11 protein-coding genes are annotated in these 17,046 nt (G+C 64.6%); 7 read left to right on the top strand and 4 right to left on the bottom strand.

The features are described 5' to 3' along the window. Positions 1 to 7 precede the first annotated feature (7 nt). The 3 genes from HWX91_RS08120 (at position 8) to HWX91_RS08110 (ending at position 5,136) form a co-directional block, all read left to right on the top strand. Positions 8 to 1,861: a VRR-NUC domain-containing protein gene (locus tag HWX91_RS08120; RefSeq protein ID WP_042273984.1), complete on the top strand. Its 1,854-nt coding sequence runs from the start codon at positions 8 to 10 to the stop codon at positions 1,859 to 1,861. Continuing rightward, positions 1,858 to 4,134 (top strand): ATP-dependent DNA helicase, encoded by a 2,277-nt coding sequence (locus tag HWX91_RS08115; protein ID WP_028194633.1) that lies wholly within the window; start codon positions 1,858 to 1,860, stop codon positions 4,132 to 4,134. The genes HWX91_RS08120 and HWX91_RS08115 overlap by 4 nt, the downstream gene beginning before the upstream one ends. Positions 4,135 to 4,284: 150 nt before the next feature. Next, positions 4,285 to 5,136, top strand: coding sequence for an alpha/beta fold hydrolase (locus HWX91_RS08110; RefSeq protein ID WP_028194632.1), 852 nt, complete (start codon positions 4,285 to 4,287; stop codon positions 5,134 to 5,136). On the opposite strand, the gene HWX91_RS08105 is transcribed toward HWX91_RS08110, so the two are convergent. The 4 genes from HWX91_RS08105 to HWX91_RS08090 form a co-directional block, all read right to left on the bottom strand. After that, positions 5,075 to 7,660, bottom strand: a complete 2,586-nt coding sequence (locus HWX91_RS08105) for a mechanosensitive ion channel family protein (RefSeq protein ID WP_028194631.1) — start codon at positions 7,658 to 7,660, stop codon at positions 5,075 to 5,077. The genes HWX91_RS08110 and HWX91_RS08105 overlap by 62 nt on opposite strands. A 255-nt stretch (positions 7,661 to 7,915) precedes the next feature. Continuing rightward, positions 7,916 to 8,266, bottom strand: a complete 351-nt coding sequence (locus tag HWX91_RS08100; RefSeq protein WP_028194630.1) for an NIPSNAP family protein — start codon at positions 8,264 to 8,266, stop codon at positions 7,916 to 7,918. A 119-nt stretch (positions 8,267 to 8,385) separates the two neighbouring features. After that, entirely contained in the window at positions 8,386 to 10,128 is a 1,743-nt protein-coding gene (locus tag HWX91_RS08095) for an MFS transporter (RefSeq protein ID WP_028194629.1), read from the bottom strand. A gap of 175 nt (positions 10,129 to 10,303) precedes the next feature. Beyond that, the gene (locus tag HWX91_RS08090; protein ID WP_028194628.1) at positions 10,304 to 11,740 is read right to left on the bottom strand and encodes a sigma-54-dependent transcriptional regulator; all 1,437 of its coding nucleotides are present in this window, start codon (positions 11,738 to 11,740) and stop codon (positions 10,304 to 10,306) included. A 1,256-nt stretch (positions 11,741 to 12,996) separates the two neighbouring features. Between HWX91_RS08090 and HWX91_RS08085 the strand changes: the two genes are divergently transcribed. The 4 genes from HWX91_RS08085 to HWX91_RS08070 all read left to right on the top strand — a co-directional run bounded on the left by HWX91_RS08085 (position 12,997) and on the right by HWX91_RS08070 (position 17,046). After that, on the top strand, positions 12,997 to 13,284 hold the full coding sequence (locus HWX91_RS08085) for a hypothetical protein (RefSeq protein ID WP_042273981.1): 288 nt from the start codon (positions 12,997 to 12,999) through the stop codon (positions 13,282 to 13,284). Between the two features lie 62 nt (positions 13,285 to 13,346). Beyond that, positions 13,347 to 14,549 carry a CpaE/TadZ family protein gene (locus tag HWX91_RS08080; RefSeq protein ID WP_028194627.1) on the top strand — a complete coding sequence of 401 codons (1,203 nt, stop codon included), beginning with the start codon at positions 13,347 to 13,349 and terminating at the stop codon, positions 14,547 to 14,549. A gap of 174 nt (positions 14,550 to 14,723) precedes the next feature. Continuing rightward, positions 14,724 to 15,509 carry a methyltransferase family protein gene (locus tag HWX91_RS08075; protein ID WP_375792429.1) on the top strand — a complete coding sequence of 262 codons (786 nt, stop codon included), beginning with the start codon at positions 14,724 to 14,726 and terminating at the stop codon, positions 15,507 to 15,509. A 94-nt stretch (positions 15,510 to 15,603) separates the two neighbouring features. After that, positions 15,604 to 17,046 (top strand): nicotinate phosphoribosyltransferase, encoded by a 1,443-nt coding sequence (locus HWX91_RS08070; RefSeq protein WP_028194625.1) that lies wholly within the window; start codon positions 15,604 to 15,606, stop codon positions 17,044 to 17,046.

Below are 17,046 nucleotides of genomic sequence, written 5' to 3'. Positions count from 1 at the left end.
AACCCCCGTGGCAATAGATGCTCCGTCAGACCTCCGCGCTGATGCCCCTTACTACCTGTTGAACTTCGAGCGCGCGCTCGCGTGGCTCGCCGAGCGTTACGACGATCTGCTGGACGCGCACGAACACGGTTTTCTGCGCGATTTCGCCGCTTTGCCGCAGCCTTCGCGTGCGTTGCTGGTGCGCATGCTGATGCGCAAGGGCGAACTGTTCCGCGCCAGCCGCCTTTCTTATGACGAGATCGGTTGTCCCTTCGAAGCCGTTGCTCCCCTCGCGGCGCTCGGCTGGGTCGACACTGAACCGCGCCTGACGCTCGACGATCTCTTTGCGCTCACCACCCGTCCCGAGTTGCTGCTGATCTTTGCGGACGCCATCGCGTTGATTCCAGGCGCGAAGGGCTTGCGCAAACCCGATCTGCTCGAAGCACTGCGGCCGTTGTTCGCCGACCGCGGAGACGAAGGCGACGAACAAAGCGTTACCGCGCATCCGTTGTCCACATGGCATAGCGAAACCACTGACCGTATTTTCCATGTCGCCGTCGCGCCGCTCTGCGAGCGTCTGCGCCTGATGTTCTTCGGCAATCTCCAGCAGGACTGGTCGGAGTTCGTGCTTGCCGATCTCGGCGTGTTCCAGTACGAGAAGGTTGCGTTCGCGCCGTCGTCGCGCGCATTCCAGCAACGTGCGGACGTGGACGTCTATCTTGCGCTGCAGGCCTGCCGCGAAGCACTCGAATGGCTGCCCACGGGAGACGCTGAAGCCGCCGCGATCGACGAACTCGTCGCCGCGATTGCCGCAATCGAAATTTCGAATCCCTGGCTCGAAACGCGGCGCGCGAAACTGTTGTTTCGTATAGGCCAGCATTGTGAGCGTCAATGGAACTGGGCCGCCGCACTGGCCGTCTACGAGCGCTGTGCCTGGCCAGGCGCGCGCCATCGGCGCTTGCGGGTGCTCGAACGCAGCGAACGATTCGACGAAGCCTTCGCGCTCGCTTCGCAAGCCGCTGCCGCGCCTGAAAGCGAAGAGGAAATGCAGCGTGTCGCGCGCATGCTGCCGCGGTTGCGGCGCAAGCGCGGCGAGCGGGTGGCGCGCGTGCCTGCCGCACGGCCGGTCGAGCGCGGCACACTGGTGTTGCCGAGGCCGGAGGCGCCACAACCGGTCGAATACGTTGCCCGGGATCATTTGACTTGCGAGTCGGCGCCGGTTCATTACGTCGAAAACGCGCTGATCAACTCGTTGTTCGGTTTGCTGTGCTGGGAGCCGGTATTTGCGGCTGTGCCCGGGGCATTCTTCCATCCGTTCCAGCGCGGACCGGCCGATCTGCACGCGCCGGATTTTCATGCGCGCCGCGCGGACCTGTTCGCCACCTGTCTTGCGCAACTCGACGGCAGTGCCTATCGCGAAACGATTCTGCGGCATCTGCAAAGCAAGGCGGGTCTGCAATCGCCGTTTGTATTCTGGGGCTTGCTGACGCACGAACTGGTGACGTTGGCGCTCGATTGTCTGCCGGCCGCGCATCTGAAGCTGTGGTTCGAGCGTTTGCTGCGCGATATCCGCGGCAACCGCTCAGGCCTGCCGGACCTGATCCGTTTCTGGCCGGCCGAGCGCCGTTATGAGCTGATCGAAGTGAAGGGCCCCGGCGACCGCTTGCAGGACAACCAGATCCGCTGGCTCGCGTACTGCGCGCAGCACGGCATGCCGGTACGCGTACTCGATGTGCGCTGGGACGATGATGATGCCGCTGTGGCCGGGACAGCGACGGTGTGGGAGGCGGCGACAGCGGTCACGACAGCGGCTAGGAATGCAGCTCCGAAAGCGGCGGCCGAAAACGTCACCACCGGTGCCGCGAACGAGGGCGCCATATGACCTACGTGGTCGCCGTACGGGCGATGTGCGAATTTACCGCAAGGCGCGGCGACCTGGATCTGCGCTTCACGCCCGCTCCCACCTCGCTGGAGGGCATGGCGGGCCACGTGACGGTGGCCGGGCGGCGCGCGGGCGGCTATGAAACCGAGATCACGCTAAGCGGCACGCATCGTGGCCTGACGGTGCGTGGCCGCGCCGACGGCTACGATCCGGTGTCGAACCGGCTGGAAGAGGTCAAGACCTATCGCGGCGCGCTCGAACGGATGCCCGCCAATCACCGCACCCTGCATTGGGCGCAGGCGCTGGTGTACGGCCATCTGCTATGCCGTGCCCGCGGGCTCGCCGAATTGACGGTCGCGCTCGTGTACTTCGATATTGGCACCCAGAAGGAAACGTCGCTGGCCGAAACACACAGTGCACGTGAGTTGGAGATTTTCTTCGTCGAGCAATGCGAGTGCTTTCTCGATTGGGCCGTGCAGGAGGAGGCCCATCGCGCGGCGCGCAACGCTGCGCTCAGCGCCTTGCAGTTTCCGCACGGCACGTTCCGTAGCGGGCAGCGCGAGCTTGCTGTGTCGGTGTATCGTGCCGCGCGAGACGGCACGCCGTTGATGGCGCAAGCGCCGACCGGCATCGGCAAGACCCTGGCGACGATTTTTCCGCTGCTCAAGGCCTGCGCGTCGGACCAGATCGACCGCGTGTTCTTCCTCACCGCGAAGACGCCGGGCCGCGCGCTTGCCCTCGATGCGATCGAAACGCTGCATCGGGGCGCCGCGCCGTCCGCAACGCGGTTGCCGCTCAGAACGCTGGAACTGGTCGCGCGCGACAAAGCCTGTGAGCATCCCGACAAAGCCTGCAATGGCGAGTCCTGTCCGCTCGCGCGCGGCTTCTACGACCGGCTCGATGCAGCCCGCAGCGCGGCGTTGGCCGGGCCGAAGCTCGACCGCATGTCGGTGCGCGAAGCGGCGCTCGCGCACGAGGTCTGCCCGTACTATCTGGCGCAGGAACTGGCACGCTGGTCCGACGTGGTGGTCGGCGATTACAACTACTACTACGACAGCAGTGCGATGCTGTACGCGCTCACGCAGATCAATCAGTGGCGCGTCGGCGTGCTGGTGGACGAGGCGCACAACCTGCTCGAGCGGGCGCGCCGCATGTACAGCGCGTCGCTCGACCAGGCGGCGTTCCGGCTCGCCCGCAAAACCGCACCGGCAACCCTGAAGAGGCCGCTTGAACGGCTTCAGCGCGAATGGAACGCCGTCAAACGCGCGCAGACCGCCACCTATCAGGTCTACGCCGAGGTACCCGGCAAGCTGCTTGCGGCGGCCCAAAACATGATCGGCGCAGTGACGGACCAGTTGGCCGAAGCGCCGCTTTCTATCGACGAGGCGTCATTGCGGTTCTTCTTCGACGCCATGCATTTCGTCGCGCTGGCGGAGCAGTTTGGCGAGCATTCGATTTTCGACATCACGCTCAGCACGGATCGCTACGCGCCGCGCGACAAGACCAACGCCACGCTGTGCGTGCGCAACGTGATCCCCGCACCGTTTCTCGCCGGGCGCTACGCTGCCGCGCGCACCACGGTGATGTTTTCCGGCACGCTCAATCCGCATCATTTCTATCGCGACACGCTGGGTCTGCCTGAGCAGACCAACTGGCTCGAGGTCGAAGGGCCATTTCGCGCCGAGCAGTTGCAGGTGCGCGTGGCGGGCAATGTATCGACGCGCTGGCGCGACCGCGAGCGTTCGCTCGTGCCCATCGTCGAGCTGATCGCGAAGCAGTACGCCGCGCAGCCGGGCAACTATCTCGGGTTTCTGAGCAGCTTCGAGTATCTGCAGCAGGTGGTGGGGTTGATGCGCGAGCGTCACCCAGAACTGCCGGTATGGGCACAGGAACCGGGTATGGACGAGGCAGCACGCGATGCGTTCCTCGCGCGCTTTCGCACCATGGGCCAGGGTGTCGGCTTTGCAGTGTTAGGCGGCGCGTTTTCCGAGGGCGTCGATCTGGTCGGGCAGCAGTTGATCGGCGCCTTCATCGCGACGCTCGGTCTGCCGCAAATGAACGACGTCAACGAGCAGATGCGCCGCACGATGGACGCAAAGTTCGGCAACGGCTACGACTACATGTATCTGTATCCGGGGTTGCAGAAGGTCGTGCAAGCCGCGGGACGGGTCATCCGGACCGAGCAGGATCAGGGCGTGGTGCATCTGATCGACGACCGCTACCGGCGGCCGGAAGTGCGCCGGCTGTTGCCGCGCTGGTGGCAGGTGCAATAGAGGCAATAAACGCAACAGGCGCAACAGGCGCGCCATCGGCATAAGCCGATCTCTTTACCTCCCAGGTAATCGACCTGCGTACCGCCGCCAGGCAAAGTGGCGGCACGGCACAACGATTCCGACCCAGCGACTCCAGGTAAAGAGGCTCTCATGAACGCAACCGCACCGTATCTCACCGACGAACCCAACACCGTCCGCACCGCGGACCATACGCGTCTTTTCTACCGCGACTGGGGGCACGGCACGCCGCTCGTGTTTCTGTCCGGCTGGACGCTGAATTCGGACATGTGGGCCTATCAGATGGAGCCGCTGTCGCGCCTCGGCTGCCGTTGCATCGCTTATGACCGCCGCGGCCACGGCCGTTCGAGCGATCCGGGGCGCGGCTACGACTTCGACACGCTCGCCGCCGATCTCGATAGCGTACTGAGCACGCTCGATCTAAGCAACGTGACGCTGGTTGCGCATTCGATCGCGAGCGGCGAAGTGGTGCGCTACCTGACGCGCTATGGGGCGGAACGTGTGGCACGGGTTGCGTTCATCGCGCCGGCCGCCACGCCGTATCTGCTGAAAACCGAAGACAACCCGAACGGGATCGACGCCGCCCTTTTCGAGCAAGGCCGCGTTGCGCTGCGGCGCTCTTTCCCCGACTGGATCGAGGCCAATGCCGCGCTTTACTTCGGATCGGGCACGTCGCGCGCACCGCTGGACTGGACGATCCGCATGATGCTGCAAACCTCGCATCAGGCCATGCTCGAACTCGCCCGCGTTCAGACCGTCACCGATTTTCGCGCGGAGTTGGCCCGCATCCGCGTGCCGTCGCTGGTCGTGCAGGGTGACCGCGACGCCTCAGCGCCGCTCGAATTGACCGGCCGGCCCACGGCGGCGCTGATCGGAGGCGCTTCGCTGAACGTCTACGAAGGCGCCGGCCATGGCCTCTACTTCACGCATGCGGAGAGGTTGAACCAGGATTTGCTGGCGTTCCTGGGCCACCGGCCGGCTTAGGGTCGGCTGGCGGTTGATCGTCGAGCGGTGCGTCGGCCTTCGAGTCGGCCTTTGAGTCGGCCGCTGTTTTCAGCGAGGTATCGGCTGCCGGCGTTGCCGGCGCCTGGCTTTCCGGTGCGGCCTTGGGAGCGTCATGCGGCGTGCCGTTCGATTCGACTTTGGCCGCCACGCTGTCCGGGTCCCACGTCAGCAAATGCCGTTGCGGGTTTGCGATGGCGATGCCGCGCGCGTTGAACTGATCGAGAATGCGCCGGTTGAATTCGCGCTGTACGCCCCAGCGCGCGGTGTCGCGGCATTGGATCTGGCCGGCCAGCGTTACCGCCGAGCCATCCACGCCATCCACGCCCCAGAAGCTGAAGTCGGACAGGATGCCGTCCTTGTATTTCTCGTCCTCGCGCAGCGCGGCACCGATTTCCTTCAGCGTGGCGATTGCCAGATCCACATCTTCGCCGAACACGATATTCACTTTCACCGCCGCATTGCCGAGTCCGCGATTGGTGTTGTTCACTGTCGAAACCGAACTGAACGGCACGGTATAGAGCGAGCCGTCGCTGCCGCGCAGCCGCACGGTACGAATCGACAGATACTCGACCGTGCCGGACACGCCCGCGAGCGTGACCCAGTCGCCGACCTGCATGGCGTTTTCCATCAGCAGGAACATGCCGGTGATGAAATCCTGCACCAGCTTTTGCGAGCCGAAGCCGAGCGCCACGCCGAAGATACTCGCGCCTGCCAGCAGCGGGCCGATATTCACGCCGATCTCACTCAGTCCGGTGAGCACTACCACCAGCGCGATCACGCAAAAGAGCACGCTGCGCAGCATCGGCAGGAGCGTGCGCAGACGCGCGGCGCGCACCAGGTCGCCGCTCGTGGTCCAGCGGTCCAGCCGCTTTTCGATCGCCACATTGGCGCCTTCCCACACCACCAGCGCGATCCCCGCAGCGACCCCGATCGTGACCAGCGCCGAAGCCAGCCGATGACCGATCGAACCGGTCTGGAACAGCTCGCCCACGTCGACACCCCATACCTGCAGCAGCGCGAGTGCGGTGACGATGCCGATAATCCACGACACGATCCGCCGCAGCAGCGGGTAATAGCGGTAAGCATGCTCCTGCACGAGTGACTTTGCCGTATCGCCCTGGACATTGAAGAGCCGCGCCATGGCGCCGAAAATCACGATCGCGACGACCCGCGCGCCGACCAGGATCGCCAGCGTAATGCCGCCGAGATGCAGCAGCGTGTGATAGCCGTTCTGCACGTCGAGCGCCCAGATGAACCAGAGCGCCATGACGATAAACGCGGCGAACCACGCCCATGCGTCGGCGAGGGCGTGGCCGAACATCTCCAGCGACTTGCTCGCGGCGAAGCGCTTGCGGATCAGGTCGCCGACCGGCTTTGCGCAACGCAGGATCAGGATCGAGATCATGATGTGGCCGGCGAGCGCGACCACCTTCATCAGCGCGAGATGCGCCGCATCGTTCAGGCCGAGCGACTGCGCGATCTCCGCGATCGCCGAACCGGCGCCGACCACGGCAACGATCCGCACGATCCAGCGCTGCAAGAAAACAGCCCACGTATCGCCCATGCGCAACAGACGCAGGCGTGGCGCGGTAGGTTGCAGGAAGAAGCCGCTGCCGATCACGATCAGGCGGCACAGTACATAGATGTCGATGATCGAATCGAGCGCGCGGTCCTGCGGCGTGCCGTCGGTGGTGAAGATCGACATGAGCGCGCTTGCCGTGGCGACGAATATCGCCAGCGGCAACAGGCGCAGCACGGCGGTCAGCAGCGCGCGCGGCAGACGCTGCAGGAGCGTCCAGTGATGCGCGGCGTGCTGCTTGCCTTTGGCCTCGATGGCTTTGCCGCTGGTGGGCGAGGACGTGGGCGTGCTGGCGGATGCGCCCGGCGCATCGGCGGGCGGCGCATTGGCGTCGTCGGCCGCCTGTTCGCGCCGTGCGGCGAGGGCCTTGTAGGCGCGGCGCAGCAGGCGGCGCGCGAGCCATTCGATTCCGAACGCGGGCAGCAGCGCCGCCAGCAGAGACCACGTCACCTGGCCCAGGATGCTGCGCGCTTGCGGGTTGGTCGATTGCCAATGCCACCAGGCGCGCACCGAGGCGACGTCAAGCAGCGCGGCGAGCGAAGTGCGCAGCGATGCGCCGAGGCGCACGGCCCAATGCGCACCCTGACGCGCCAGTTGCGAGGCAAGGCCATTGGACTGGAATGCGGCTGGAACGAGTGCGGCGGCACTGCTGGCCGCAGCCGGCGCTGAAGCCGCGGTTGCCGCTGAGGCAGGGGGAGCGCTGAGGGCGCCCGCGGCGGCGATCGCCCGGAGGGTGTCGCTGACTTGCGCGCGGCGGGCGGGGTCATTGAGGACGCTGAGGGCCTGACGGGCCTGTTCGGGCGTCAGGGTAAGCGCGGCGGCGGATGCCCCGGAGGCGGCGGCGGGTTGCACCGCGGCGGCAAAGACCGGCGCGGTGCTCAGAATGAGAAAAAGGAAAAGCCAGGCTTGAAGTATTTTGCGCATAGGGTGTAAAGCGGGGTACCAGCTTCGGACGGTGGTGCCGGGACGCGTGAACCGGTTCGGCGGCGTGACCTTGAACCGACACGGGATTGATCGTACAAGTTCCATCCGTGACGGCTTTCGGTGGCCATGCGAAAGCTCGGCCAGATGGTCCGGATTGTAACGTCCGCCAGCAAAAAGCCTGCCTGTCGGACGATGCCGTCGCTGGCACCGACACCGACGACCACGCCGTCGCGAACCCGCCGGCGTACCCGTCGCTTATTCCGTTGCGTCCACCGCGCCCGATGCCGCCACCCCTAGCGTGCCTTCCACCACTTCAGTGAAGGTGCGCTCCTCGCGCAGAATGAAGCGCCTCGTCTGCGCGAACTGGAAATTTTCCCGCGCTTCCGCATCGCTGCGCAGACGCGCCCGATAGGCTTCATAGGCGGCGAGGCTGTCGAATGCAATCAGGCCCCAGGCGATGTCGTTGGTGCCTTCATGGGGCAGAAAGTAGCCGATCAGATGGCCGCCGCAGCGGGGAATGATGCGGCCCCAGTTGCGAGCGTACTCGTCGAAGGCTTCGCGCTGGAACGGGTCGATCTGATAGCGGATGAAGCAGGTAATTATCATGTGCAGGCTCCCGATCGGGTGGCAGTGATGGTCTGAGGTAACCAGTTGCCAGTATGGCGACCGGCTGACCACGACGTTTCACCGCCTTCTGAACTGTCGATGGAAATAGCGCGGCCTCGCTAGGGCCCATGTTGCGAGCGGATCGTCAACGCCGCGAGCAACCCGCCGGCCAGCGCGCATGCCGCCGACACCAGCGCCACCGCCCGCAGCGCCGCACCCAACGCCTCGGTCTGGGCCTGGGTTTGGGCGCCGGTCTTGGTCCGGGTCTCGGTCCGGGTCTCGGTCCGGGTTTCGGTCATTCCCGCGTTCACTTCGGCATGCGAAGGGCTCCGCGCAACACCGGACGGCGCGGCCCCCGCATCGCTACCTGCCTGCGCCAGGCCCGTTTGCGCCAGGCGTCCCGTCTGGCGTGCCGCGTCGGGCACATGCAACGCGTCGAGCCGCGCGTCGAGCGCCGCGTCGTGCGACCACACGTACACGATCCCGAGCACGGCGATCGCCAGCAGACTCGCCACCCTGGCAACGGCGTTATTGATGCCTGACGCAACGCCGGTGCGCGCGGCCGGTACGGAGGTCATCACGGTGGTCGTCAACGGTGCGACCGTAATCGTCATGCCGAGTCCGAGCACGACCAGTGCTGGAAAGTAGCCGCGCCAGTATTCGCCGCGTACCCAGGGCAGCGCGAGCATGGCAAAGCCGAGCGCCGCGATTGCAGGTCCGACGCCCAGCAGGAGCCGCGCGCCGTAACGGCCCGTCAGCCCGCCGGTGAAACGCGACAACACGCCGATCGTGACCGGCACCGGCAGCAGTGCGGCGCCGGCTTGCGTCGCGCTGTAGCCATAGGCGCGAATCAGCGTAAACGGCAGGAAAAACAGTGCGCCGCCCAGGCCGAAGTACAGCAGCAGCGTGACGAGGTTCGCGCCGGTGAAGTTGCGCGAACGGAACACGTCGAGCGGCATCATCGGATCAGGGGACTTCGCTTCTAGCGCGACAAAGCCGGCCAGCACCAGCATGCCCGCGAGGATCAAAGCCTGCACCCGGTGATCGCCGAAACCGCGCGCCGCGGCGATGGTCAGGCCGTAGGTCAGCGCGGCGAGTCCTGCGGTGGCTGTCGCCGCGCCTCGCCAGTCGAGTCTCGGCGGCGCGGGCCCGTTGAGCGTGGAGGTAGGGCCGGATGGCTCGTCTTTTCGCCGGTTATCCGGCACGGCGACGATTGCCAGCGCGATGGTTGCGCACGCAACCGGTACGTTCAGAAAGAAAATCGCCCGCCACGAAAACGCGTCGACGAGCCAGCCGCCCGCCACCGGTCCGAGCGCCGACGTGATCGCGCCGACGCCGGCCCAGGTGCCGATTGCCCGGCCGCGTTCCTTGTCGTCGAACACCGCGCCGATAATGGCAAGACTGCTCGGCACCAGCAGCGCCGCGCCGATGCCTTGCACGGCGCGCGCCGCGATCAGGGCGCGGGCGTCCGGCGCCAGGCCGCAAGCAATCGACGCTAGCGTGAACACGCCGATTCCCGCGATAAACACGGTGCGGCGGCCGAGCGTATCGCCGAGCGAGCCGCCCACCAGCACCAACGCGCCGAGAAACAGCAGATAGGCGTTGACCACCCACTGGATGGCCGCGACGCTCGCGCCCAGCTCGGTCTGGATCGAGGGCAGCGCGACGTTGACCACGGAGCTGTCGATGAACGCCATGCTCGAACCAAGGATAGTCGCGGCAAGCACGAGCTTTTTGCGCCGGCAGGGAGGACCGAGGCCGAGGGGCTGAGCGTGGATGGCAAGCGTGTCGCACGGACTCGCCTGGGCCGGAAGGACGGAGGAAGGGCGGCGCGCAAGCGCCGGAGCGTGCGGATCGGCCAAGTCCACTCCCGGGTGGATGAACGGCTTTCAGCATAGCAACGCCAGCGGAGATCCGATAGGCGGTTACGACTTCTGGCGCGCTGGACCGCGATAACCATCCTGCCCGGCGCGTCCGGCGCACCCGGCCCGGGCCGCCAGACTTACGCAGCTTCGCCCGTTCAGGCGGCCGGCAAAATCAAACCAGATACGGCGCCTGCCGCTCCGCCTCCTCGTCGGCATCCGTGCCGCCGTTGGCATTCGGCGCACGCCCGACCGCCGGTTCCTGATGCAGCCGGTTCGCATGCATCAGGCGATACAGCGTGGCGCGTGAAATGCCGAGTTCGGCCGCGGCGTCGGACAATTTGTAGCCATGCCGCTGCAACGCGTGCTCGATGGCGTCCTTTTCAGCCTTGCTGCGGATCTCCGCGAGCGTCACGGCCGGCCCGCTGTCGGTTTCCGGCAAGCCGAGGTCGCTCGCGGTGATAAAGCGGCCCTCGCTCATCACCACCGCGCGGCGCACGCAGTTGATCAGCTCGCGCACATTGCCCGGCCACGGATAGTTCGACATGGCGACGATCGCGTCGCTCGAGAGCCCGCGCAGTTTGCGCGCGCCGTCCTGCCGGTACATGCTGAGCGCGTAGTTGGCGAGCAGCTTGATGTCGCCGCCGCGCTCGCGCAACGGCGGCTCGACGAGCCGCAGCACGCACAGGCGGTGATACAGGTCGGAGCGGAAACGGCCGTCGTCGACGGCGCGGTCCAGATCGACATGGGTTGCCGAAATCACCCGCACGTCGACCTTGATCGGTCCGCTGCCGCCCAGCCGTTCGATGGTGCCTTCCTGCAGGAAACGCAGCAGGACCGCCTGGCACTCGTGCGGCATGTCGCCGATTTCGTCCAGAAACAGGGTGCCATCGTTGGCGCTTTCGATGCGGCCGATTTTGCGTTGCAACGCGCCCGTAAAGGCGCCGCGTTCGTGGCCGAACAATTCGGCTTGCAGCAGGCTCGGCGGAATCGCGGCGCAATTGATCGCGACGAACGCCCGGCCCGCGCGCGGCGAGCGCTCGTGAATCGCCCGTGCGGTCAGTTCTTTGCCGGTGCCCGATTCGCCTGCGACGAACACCGGCGCATCGGTCACGCCGCATTTGTCGATCCGGCGATACAACTGCTGCATCGCCTCGCATTGCCCGACCATGCCGTGCCGGCCGAGCGAGGGTTCCGTGACGACCGGCGCGTGCCTGAGGCTCGACAGTCCGTGCGCATGGCCGAGCGCGAACACGAGCCGTTCGTTCAACCAGGGCCGGGTCACGAAATCGAAGCAGTAATCGAGGATAAAGCGGCTAACCAGTTCGTTCTCCGACTGGCCCGGCGCGATTTGCGCGACCCAGTTGGTTTCGACGCGCCGCATGCACGAGGCCAGAGCCGACAGGTATTGGGACGTGCAGTCCGTGGGCAATTCGACGAGGCCGACCTTGATATTGGCGCGCTCGATCATGCGCTCGGCGATCGCCGTGCTTTTGGCGTGCACTGCTTGCCAGCCCGATGCGGCCAGGAAGTGGGCAAGGTTCTGATCGGGCGCGCTCGACACGTACAGAACGGTGCGTTCGCTGTCGACAGGTGCGCTAATCGTATTCATGTTACCCCCGGATCGTTGCTTCTCTCAGAACGGCTTTCGACGAATTGGACAGACCGGCAGTGGCAAATTCACGGTAGCGGCAATGACGGGGACTTGGAGCGGCGTGAGCCGCCGAGCGCTGCATTTCGGACAGGCAGCAGAATGAGTGTTCACCGCTGAAACTGCCTGACTATTTCATCCCCGAATCACAAAAAGCCGTTTATTACCTCGGTGGCCTGGCACAGGCGCTCTAAGCGGCGCATGGCCTAACGATATGCGAAAGCGCTTTGGAGCGCCATATAAACAATTCCGGATCAGGAAGCGTTTTTCGCACCGGAACGTATCGGCGTGCCGTTCAAAAATAGCAGGTCAAGCCCGGCTGTGAGTGTAAGACCACATAGTGACCGCAAATCTCATGCTGTTAATCAGGCAATAAATGACGCGTCGTCGAATTTCCAGGCATTACCGCGTCTCAAGCTTGCGACATTTTGGGCAGCGGCTGCGAAAGCCGTTTTGTGGCCCGAAGCGTCGGCATATTTGACCGGTGCACGCCGCAAAGCGTGGCCGGAAAGGGGCCGATAAAAAGTGCGCCGATGGCCTGCGCAGGTAGATCCTTCCGCCTTGCGTTAGCCGTTGAATCCGGCGCGTGTCAAATCCGAATCAAGCTGTGCCGCGTGACCCGGCCTGGCGCGGTGCGTTGCAGCAAATACTCCATCCAGCAAGGGATTGATGATGCATGGCACAGCCATTGCAATAGGAGTCTCACAAGCAGATTGATTGCCGCCAGGCTCCGGATGCACGGGGAAACAGCAACTGGAGCCCAGCGGCAAAACTTGTCTTCGTAAGCGCGGCCGGGGAAGCCAATGTGTCTTACGAGGGTGCGGCGGGGCCACTGAAAAACGGACGTCAAAAAAACGGGGCGAATGAGCGATACGAAGTATCGGTCATTCCGTCACCGGACGACGTGAAGCATTGACCTCGCCACTTTATCCGTCGAACTGGACGGATTTGAAAGTGAACGGTCGAGGCTGATCGTCATAGCGACAGATACCGTGCTCGGGCAGATTACGGGCATGCGAAGCAAAGAATAGGGAAGCGGCAGCGGGGAAGGGGCAGCGCACGGTCCGTACGGCCGGCGCGACGAAGCGGGGAGGAATGGCCTGAGTCTCCACAGAGGGGCACACGCTACGAGGAGAACTGGGCGCCGTGCCCGCGCATCAAGGCGGGCACGGCTTACCTGGAGATGGCCTTGCAATGGCTCTTCATTCGGGGGTGTCATGAAAACGATCAGCAAGCCGGCCGCATTGCGGCTGAATCACCAGAACACGGCGTACGGCGCCGGCGTCTTCTACTCGCGGCACTTTGCGCAACAGCAGTCGTTGATCGCCGCGCCGTCGGCCGATCTGCTCACGCTGGTGATCGCCGAGGCAATCAAACGCAAGGCTCAGGCCGAGATTCAGCGCGACGTGTTACGCGAAGCGATCTATGAAATTCCGGTTTTGCCCGAACGTGATCACGATCGGGGCGCAGCCATCTACCCAGCCGATCCCGACGACGACGTCTGAAAGTGGAGCGGGATTGACGTGGCCTTACCCACCGGAAGGCTTCAGTTCGGCGGAGGCCCGACATGATCGACATCTTTCTGATTTCGTCCAGCGCGGAGCGCGCGCCGCATATCGTCGCGCGCCTCGAAGAAAGCGGCGTGGTATTTCGTTTGCGCACCGCTTATGGCACGGCGCGGCAATTGCGCGTGCATGCCCGCGAAATCAGGAGCGCCGATCTGCTGATCGTCGACGACGTCGATCTGAGCGCGCGCGAGTTGCACGGTGTCGAAGAGGCGCTGGCCTGCTCGCCCGCGTTGTATTGCATGCTGGTCACGCCGGCGCCGTCCGCGGCCCTGCTGACCGCGGCAATGCGTGTCGGCGTGCGGCACGTGCTGTCATGGCCGCTGGACGCGTATGAGATTGCCGCGGCGCTCACGCATATCGCCGGGAAGAAAAGCGCGGGCGTGCGTCGTGCCGGGCGGATCGTGTCGTTGGCATCGTGCAAGGGCGGCAGCGGCACGACGCTGATCGCCGTGAATCTCGCCTGGTCGCTGGCCGCGCAGCGTAACCGTCGCGTGCTGCTGATCGACCTCAGTCAGCAATTCGCCGACGCGAGCCTGCTCCTCGCCGACAAGCCGCCGCCGGTGACGCTCGCCGATCTATGCCTGCAGATCGACTGTCTCGACGCCGCTTTGCTGGATACCTGCGTGATGCACGTCCACGCGAACCTCGACGTGCTGGCGGGAGCCGGCGATCCGCTCAAGGCGGCCGCGATGTTGCCCGCGCAACTGGAGCAGATTCTCGCGCTGGTGCGCGAGCGCTATGACGCCGTGCTGATCGACATCGGCCAGAGCCTCAATCCGTTGGCGATCCATGCGCTCGATCACAGCGATGCGATCTGCATGGTCGTGCGGCAAAATCCGCTGTACCTGCACGGTGGCCGCCGGATGCTCGATATTTTCAGGGAACTGGGCTATCCGCCCAGCAAGGTGCGGGTCGTGGTGAATCAATACGACAAGAACGCTCGCATCAATCTGCCGACCCTCGAACAGACCCTCGGCGCGAAGGTCGCGCACCAGCTTCCGCGCGACGACAAGCAGGTCAACGAGGCGCTCAACCGCGGCGTGCCGCTCGTCACCACCGCCCACGACAGCGCGCTGGCGCGCGGCATCTGCCTGCTCGCCGACATGCTGTGGCCCGCCATCGCCGAGCCCCGCAAAGGCATGCTCGGCCGCCTGTTCGCTGCGCGGCCTAACGTGCCGCCGCAGTTGAAGCCGGGCCACTGAACCAGGCCGATCGCTGGAACCCGCACGCCCGGCCTGAATCCGGGCGCGGGTGGCATGACGCGTGGCATGATATGGACATCGGCCCGTTGCGACTGCTACGCTGCGGCACGGGTGGAGCAGAAATCTTCATGCAGCAGACTTGAAAAATAATTCGCAGATCGAAGTGAGTGACGCATGACAGAAACCACACGCTCGGGGGAAGTCGATAGAGAGGCTTCTCTCGAGAATGCCGCGAACGGCGAGCCGGCCAGCGCGGCAGCTCGCGTCGGCGGCGAGGGTAGCGGTAAGGGCAGCGGTGAGGGCAGCGGTGAATACGGCGGGGAAGACCGCGCGATGGCGGCCGGCGGCTGGCGCGAGGCGGCGGTCGAAATCGCCGCGCGTGTCGCCGCGGGGTTCATGCTGAGCATTTTTACCTATGCGGCGGTCAGGCAATGGCTTGTTGCGCCCACCCGTATCACCTTGTTGCTGCTCGTGGTGAGCGCGTTCATGACTCTCGGCCTGTCGCTGTTTGCGCGGGTGCCCATCAAACGTGACTGGACGCCTTTTGCGTTCGTTTGCTCGGTAGGCGGAACATTCTATTTTCTGGCCGTGCGGCTGTCGCCGGGGACCCAGCTCATTCCGGAACTGGCCGGTGCGTCATTGCAGTTGCTGGGGATCTTCTGGCAGATGTTTGCGAAGGTGTCGCTGAGCCGGTCCTTTGGCATCTTGCCCGCCAATCGCGGGGTGATCTCCCACGGCGCTTACCGGTTCATGCGTCACCCCATGTACCTGGGGTATTTCCTGACGGATATCGGGTTTTTGCTGGCGAACTTCGGAATTCAGAACGTGATCGTCTACGGATGCCAGTTTGCGTTGCAGATTGGCCGCATTGTGCGGGAGGAACGGCTGCTGTCCGAAGACGAGCTGTATCGGGCGTACCGGGGTAAGGTGCGGTTCCGGGTGATTCCGGGCGTGTTTTGACGATGTATGGTGTAGTTTGGGCTACGGCGTAAGCGGCAAAATACCCGGCCGGTCCGATTACCCTTGAGAGAGCCGCATCAGCGCAACGTCACCCATGCAAAGCGATATCAACCCGTTCAACGACATGGCGTCGATCCTGTCCAATCCGATCCTCAACACGGATTCCTACAAGGCGTCGCACTATCTGCAATATCCGCCCGAGGCGTCGGCGATGTTTTCATACATCGAATCGCGCGGCGGCCGCTATGACCGCACGCTGTTCTTCGGCCTGCAGATGCTGATCAAGGAGTATCTGTGCCGCCCGATTACGGCGGCCATGATCGACCAGGCGAAGGCGTTTTTCACGGCGCACGGCGAGCCGTTCAACGAAGCCGGCTGGCGTTACATCGTCGAGCAGCGCGGCGGCTATCTGCCGGTGCGGATTCGCGCGGTGCCGGAAGGCTCGGTCGTGCCCACGCACAATGTGCTGATGACGGTCGAGTGCGACGATCCGCAGGTGTTCTGGCTGGCCTCGTATCTGGAAACCATGCTGCTGCGCGTGTGGTATCCGATCACGGTCGCGACGCAAAGCTGGCATCTGCGCAAAACGATCCGCGCCTGGCTGGAGAAAAGTAGCGACGACCTCACGCAATTGCCGTTCAAGCTGCACGATTTCGGCGCGCGCGGCGTGTCGAGCGCGGAGTCGGCGGCGATCGGCGGTTCGGCACATCTGGTCAGTTTCATGGGTTCGGATACGGTGCTCGGCGTGCTTGCCGCGAACCACTACTACAACGAGCCGATGGCGGCGTTCTCGGTGCCGGCCGCCGAGCACAGCACGATCACGTCATGGGGGCGCGAGCGGGAAACCGACGCCTTCCGCAACATGATCGCGAAGTTCGGCAAGCCGGGGGCGATCGTGTCGGTGGTCTCCGATTCCTACGACCTGTTTGCCGCGCTCAAGGTATGGGGCACGGAATTGAAGCAGGCGGTGCTCGATTCGGGCGGCACGCTGGTGATCCGGCCGGATTCCGGCGATCCGCTGACGATCGTTCTGCAAACCATGCAGGCACTCGAGGCTTCGTTCGGTTCGACAGTGAACGGCAAGGGGCGGCGCGTGCTCAATAACGTCCGCGTGATTCAGGGCGACGGTGTGAATCCGGACTCTATCGAAGCGATCCTTGCCGGCATGGATCGGGCCGGCTTCGCCGCGGACAACATCGTGTTCGGCATGGGCGGTGCTTTGTTGCAGCAGATCAACCGCGATACGCAGCGGTTTGCCATGAAGTGTTCGGCCATCCGGCTTGGCGATGCATGGCACGACGTCCACAAGGATCCGGTTACGGATGCCGGCAAGCGGTCGATGAAAGGGCGGCTTACGTTGCTGCAGAATCGTCACACCGGCGAGTATCGAACGGCGACGCTGCCGGTGGCGTGGGACGAGCGCACCGTTGAAGGCGATTGGGACGAGGCGCTCGTCACCGTTTTCGATTCAGGAAAGCTGCTCGTGGACACGGCGTTTTCCGACGTCAGGAAGCGGGCTCACGCGGGCGAGAATTAG

The organism is Paraburkholderia fungorum (assembly GCF_902833645.1).
In the GTDB taxonomy this organism is placed as follows: domain Bacteria; phylum Pseudomonadota; class Gammaproteobacteria; order Burkholderiales; family Burkholderiaceae; genus Paraburkholderia; species Paraburkholderia fungorum.
Note: the sequence above shows the minus strand (reverse complement) of the source record. Positions and strands in the feature narration are given on the sequence as shown.

Excerpts from the sequence above, each read along its gene's own strand:
- HWX91_RS08085 (WP_042273981.1), top strand. The coding sequence starts at position 12,997 with ATGAAAACGATCAGCAAGCCGGCCGCATTGCGGCTGAATCACCAGAAC.
- HWX91_RS08100 (WP_028194630.1), bottom strand. The coding sequence starts at position 8,266 with ATGATAATTACCTGCTTCATCCGCTATCAGATCGACCCGTTCCAGCGC.
- HWX91_RS08075 (WP_375792429.1), top strand. The coding sequence starts at position 14,724 with ATGACAGAAACCACACGCTCGGGGGAAGTCGATAGAGAGGCTTCTCTC.
- HWX91_RS08115 (WP_028194633.1), top strand. The coding sequence starts at position 1,858 with ATGACCTACGTGGTCGCCGTACGGGCGATGTGCGAATTTACCGCAAGG.
- HWX91_RS08070 (WP_028194625.1), top strand. The coding sequence starts at position 15,604 with ATGCAAAGCGATATCAACCCGTTCAACGACATGGCGTCGATCCTGTCC.
- HWX91_RS08080 (WP_028194627.1), top strand. The coding sequence starts at position 13,347 with ATGATCGACATCTTTCTGATTTCGTCCAGCGCGGAGCGCGCGCCGCAT.
- HWX91_RS08110 (WP_028194632.1), top strand. The coding sequence starts at position 4,285 with ATGAACGCAACCGCACCGTATCTCACCGACGAACCCAACACCGTCCGC.
- HWX91_RS08105 (WP_028194631.1), bottom strand. The coding sequence starts at position 7,660 with ATGCGCAAAATACTTCAAGCCTGGCTTTTCCTTTTTCTCATTCTGAGC.
- HWX91_RS08090 (WP_028194628.1), bottom strand. The coding sequence starts at position 11,740 with ATGAATACGATTAGCGCACCTGTCGACAGCGAACGCACCGTTCTGTAC.